The organism is Microbacterium sp. Kw_RZR3 (assembly GCF_029222405.1).
In the GTDB taxonomy this organism is placed as follows: domain Bacteria; phylum Actinomycetota; class Actinomycetes; order Actinomycetales; family Microbacteriaceae; genus Microbacterium.
Map to the genome: position 1 here is coordinate 1 of NZ_JARHXC010000209.1, position 3,935 is coordinate 3,935.

At 70.6% G+C, this 3,935-nt stretch carries 4 protein-coding genes; 1 reads left to right on the forward strand and 3 read right to left on the reverse strand.

Features of this window, described 5'->3' with window-relative positions:
- Window positions 1-280: 280 nt before the first annotated feature.
- The 3 genes from purB to P2P98_RS11545 form a co-directional block, all read right to left on the reverse strand.
- Window positions 281-1,660, reverse strand: a complete 1,380-nt coding sequence (purB, locus tag P2P98_RS11535) for an adenylosuccinate lyase (protein WP_275799942.1) — start codon at window positions 1,658-1,660, stop codon at window positions 281-283.
- A 27-nt stretch (window positions 1,661-1,687) separates the two neighbouring features.
- Complete coding sequence (locus P2P98_RS11540; protein WP_275799944.1) at window positions 1,688-2,194, reverse strand: low molecular weight protein-tyrosine-phosphatase; 507 nt, start codon at window positions 2,192-2,194, stop codon at window positions 1,688-1,690.
- Window positions 2,195-2,339: 145 nt separating this feature from the next.
- Window positions 2,340-2,744: a phage holin family protein gene (locus tag P2P98_RS11545; protein WP_275799945.1), complete on the reverse strand. Its 405-nt coding sequence runs from the start codon at window positions 2,742-2,744 to the stop codon at window positions 2,340-2,342.
- Window positions 2,745-2,843: 99 nt separating this feature from the next.
- Between P2P98_RS11545 and P2P98_RS11550 the strand changes: the two genes are divergently transcribed.
- Window positions 2,844-3,920: a histidinol-phosphate transaminase gene (locus P2P98_RS11550; RefSeq protein ID WP_275799946.1), complete on the forward strand. Its 1,077-nt coding sequence runs from the start codon at window positions 2,844-2,846 to the stop codon at window positions 3,918-3,920.
- Window positions 3,921-3,935 lie beyond the last annotated feature (15 nt).

A 3,935-nucleotide genomic window follows, 5' to 3' on the forward strand; every position in this document is an offset into this window, starting at 1 on the left:
GCGAAACTCCTGAAAAGTCACGGCCCGTGAGGCTCGGCCCGCAGAAGTCCGCGGGCCTGCGCGCACCGCCGGTCGATCTCTCAGGAGTTTCGCACCGGCCGGGGCGGTGGCAGGGTCGTCGCCGGGCTGTGTGTCTTGAGGGACGGGCGGCCGTGCGCGGCGTGCAGACCTCCTGAGAAGCGGCCCGCGACGGCCCCGCGGCTCGCCAGTTGCCGGTCCACGCCCCGGTTTCTCAGGAGTTTCGCACCGAGGCGCGCCTCGGCGCGATGCGCCGGTCGAGTCAGAGAGAGTCGACCACCTGCGACGCCAGGCCCGCGTATGCCGGCGGGGTGAGAGCGAGCAGGCGCTCCTTCGCCGCATCCCCGATGTCGAGGCCGCGCACGAACTCGGCGAGCTCGGGGGCGCCGACGCGGCGACCGCGGGTGAGGTCCTTCAGCAGCGCATACGGATCGGTGATCTGAGAGCGGCCGGCGGCGATCTCGGCGCGCACCACGGTCTGGATCGCCTCGGCGAGCACCTCCCAGTTCACGTCGAGGTCGGCCAGCAGCACGTCCTCGGCGAGCGAGATCTCGGTGAGGCCGCGCTGCAGGTTGTCGAGCGCGAGCAGCGAGTGGCCGAACGCGACGCCGATGTTGCGTTGCGTCGTCGAGTCGGTCAGGTCGCGCTGCATCCGGCTCGTCACGAGGGTGGATGCCAGGGTGCTGAACAGTCCACCGGCGATCTCGAGGTTCGCCTCGGCGTTCTCGAAGCGGATCGGGTTGATCTTGTGCGGCATCGTCGACGAGCCGGTGGCTCCCGCGACGGGGATCTGCGTGAAGTACCCGAGCGAGATGTAGGTCCAGATGTCGGTGGCGAGGTTGTGCAGGATGCCACCCGCGTGGCGCGCGCGGTCGTAGAGCTCGACCTGCCAGTCGTGCGACTCGATCTGCGTCGTGACGGGGTTGAACCCGAGACCGAGCGACTCGATGAACTCGCGGGTCAGGGCGGGCCAGTCGACGTCGGGCTCGGCGGCGACGTGCGCCGACCAGGTGCCGGTCGCGCCGGAGAACTTCGCGAGGTACTCCCCGGCATCCAGCTGACGGATGACGCGCTCGAGGCGCCACGCGAACACGCCGATCTCTTTGCCCATCGTCGTGGGCGTCGCGGGCTGGCCGTGCGTGCGCGAGAGCATCGCCGCGTCGCGGTGCTGCACGGCGAGCTCAGCCAGTGCTGAGGTGACGGAGCGGAGCTTGGGCAGCCACACACGCTCGACGGCCCGCTTCACGGTCAGGGCGTAGGCGGTGGAGTTGATGTCTTCGCTCGTGCACGCGAAGTGCGTGAGCTCGGCCAGGGCGGTGAGTCCGAGGCTGTCGAGGCGGTCGCGCACGAGGTACTCGACGGCCTTGACGTCGTGGCGCGTCACCGCCTCTTTCTCTTTGAGCCAGGCGATCTCGTCGGCGCCGAACTCCTCGTACAGGGCACGGAGCTTCGCCCGGTCGGCGTCGGACACCGGCGAGGTACCGAACAGCGAACGGTCGGTGAGGGCCAGGAGCCACTCGACCTCGACCTCGACGCGGGCGCGGTTCAGGCCCGCCTCCGACAGATAGTCGCCGATTTCTGCGACGGTGCCGAAGTACCGGCCGTCGAGCGGGCTGAGGGGCTGCGGAGGCAGAGCGGACACGGGTCTCCCGGGGGTCGCGCGAAGGGGTCAGCCCGCGGAACGGATGGCGGGCTCGAGCTGCCGGAACAGGGCGCGGCAGGCACTCTCGATCATACCGAGCACCTCGTCGAACATCGGGGGGCCGGCGTAGTACGGGTCGGGGACGTCGAGGGTCTCGGCATCCGGAACGAACGACTGCAGCAGGGCGATCTTGTCGGCGGCGTCGTCGTCGCGGGCCCAGCCGCGCAGGACGCGTTCGTGGCTGCGGTCGAGCGCGACGACCAGGTCGTTGCGCTCGAAATCGGCGTACTGGAACTGCCGCGCGCGATGCGCCGCGCCGTCGTACCCCAGACGCTCCAGAGCTGCGAGGGTGCGGTGGTCGGCGCGTTCGCCGACGTGCCAGTCGCCGGTACCGGCCGACGACGAGGCGACACGCGGGCCGAGGCCCGAGGAATCGGCGAGATGACGGAAGACCACATCGGCCATGGGGGAGCGACAGATGTTGCCGCTGCACACGAACACGACGCGGAAGGGCGCGTCGGCACTCGCGGTCATCCCTCCATCATGGCGCTGAAGCGCCGCGACCGCACGCGCCGATTCCTCCGGGGGAGGCTGAGCTCGTCGAAGCCTCCGGGGGATTCGCGTCCCGGTCCCTTCGACGGGCTCAGGGACCTCGGCGGTGCGAGGCGGACTCACCGCGTCAGCGTCGTGAACGTTCGTCTCGACGCGGACGCAGGATGCCGCCGAGCACGGCGTTGATGATGCCGATCAGCAGTGCCGCCACGACCGTCAACCAGAACTCGCCCGTGCGCAGACCCCAGTTCCAGTTCGCGGTGATGACGGCGGTCAGCCACAGCAGGAAGCCGTTGATCACGAGCGAGATGAGCCCGAGCGTGAGGATGTACAGCGGGATCGCGACGATCTTGACGACGGTCCCGACGATCGTGTTCACCAGGGCGAAGATGAGCCCCACGAGCAGCAGGGTGAGGGCGACCTGCAGCCACTCTCCGGGCGCGAAGGGGATCAGCCGCACCTGCAGGGCGGGCAGCAGCGTGACGATCCAGATGGCGAAGGCGTTGACGGCGACGCGGACGACGAAGCGCATGCCCCCACCCTGGCACAGGGCGTCACCTCTCGTCAGGGGCTTGCGGCGGATGCCACGGGGGACTGACGCGCGACAGGCCCCCGCGATTAGGCTCGCGGGGTGAGTGAAGAGCCGGTCCTCCCCCGAATCCGCCCCGAGATCGCCGCCCTGCCCGCGTACCGTCAGGGCCGTCAGGCCAGCGCCGACGCGTTCAAGCTGTCGAGCAACGAGAACCCCTTCGACCCGCTCCCCGGTGTTCTCGAGGCCATCCAGGGGGCGTCCGGCATCAACCGGTATCCGGATGCCACGGCCGCCCGCCTCCGCGAACGTCTCGCCGCGCGCCACGGCGTCTCGCCCGACGACGTGCACATCGGTGCCGGTAGCGTGTCTCTGCTCGCGCAGCTGCTTCTCGCGACCTCGGGACCGGGCGACGAGGTCGTTTACGCCTGGCGCTCGTTCGAGGCCTACCCCTCGCTCGTCGCCGTCGCCGGAGCCACGAGCGTGCAGGTGCCCTTGACCGAGGACTTCCGCCACGACCTGCCCGCGATGGCCGCGGCCATCACCGAGCGCACGCGCCTGGTCATCGTGTGCAGCCCGAACAACCCCACGGGCCCCACCGTCACCCACGACGACTTCGCCGCGTTCGTCGAGGCCGTGCCCGCCGATGTGCTGATCGTGCTCGACGAGGCGTACGCCGAGTTCGTGACCGACCCCTCCTCGGTCGAGGGCGACCGCGTGCGCGCGATCATCGCCCGACCGAACATCGTCGTGCTCCGCACCTTCAGCAAGGCCTACGGTCTGGCGGGCCTCCGCGTCGGCTACGCGATCGGGCACACGCGGGTTCTCGACGCCGCGCGCAGCACCGCGATCCCGCTGTCGGTCACGGCCGCGGCCGAAGAGGCCGCGCTCGCGAGCCTCGCCGCCGAGTCCGAGCTCCTGGAGCGCGTCCGCGTCATCGCCGAGCGCCGCGACCGTCTCGTCGCCCGCCTCCGCGATGCCGGGTGGCCGGTGCCCGACGCCCAGGGCAACTTCGTGTGGCTCCCCGCGGGAGACCGCGCGCTCGAGGTCGCCACGGCGTTCGAGGAGGCCGGTCTCGTGGTGCGTCCCTTCGCCGGCGACGGCGTGCGGATCTCGATCGGCGAAGAGGAGTCGCTCGACCGCATCGTCGAGGTGGCAGCCGCCACGGCTCCGCGCTGACCCCCCGGCGGCACA